Below are 273 nucleotides of genomic sequence, written 5' to 3'. Positions count from 1 at the left end.
ATCCTGAGCGGCCGACTCATCAAACATGACTAATAATTTAATCAAGCGATTAATTTCTGCTCTAATTTGCTCACATTGAAGGTCTTTCTTAATTCGCTCAACATCTTCTTGATTGCTGATATTGCCCATGGCATTTGCCATTTTAGCTAAACAATTAATTAATAAATTGACTTCTGCTTTATCAATTAACGTCAAAATCCTTCTATTACGGTTAAGGATCATTGAACGTTTATGATGACAAACAATAACAAATTGGCCATCGTCCTTTAATAC

The 273-nt window shown here is 33.7% G+C and carries 1 protein-coding gene; it reads right to left on the bottom strand.

Features of this window, described 5'->3' with window-relative positions; all coding sequences use genetic code 11:
• A partial coding sequence (locus AAEZ10_RS27325) for a hypothetical protein (RefSeq protein ID WP_350571807.1) occupies nucleotides 1-273 on the bottom strand: 273 nt, incomplete at both ends.

The organism is Pseudomonas sp. H26/SER47-MNA-CIBAN-0231, from assembly GCF_040310465.1.
GTDB classification, from domain to species: domain Bacteria; phylum Pseudomonadota; class Gammaproteobacteria; order Pseudomonadales; family Pseudomonadaceae; genus Aquipseudomonas; species Aquipseudomonas atacamensis.
The sequence above is the reverse complement of the archived record's forward strand: the minus strand, read 5'-3'. Positions and strand labels throughout refer to the sequence as shown.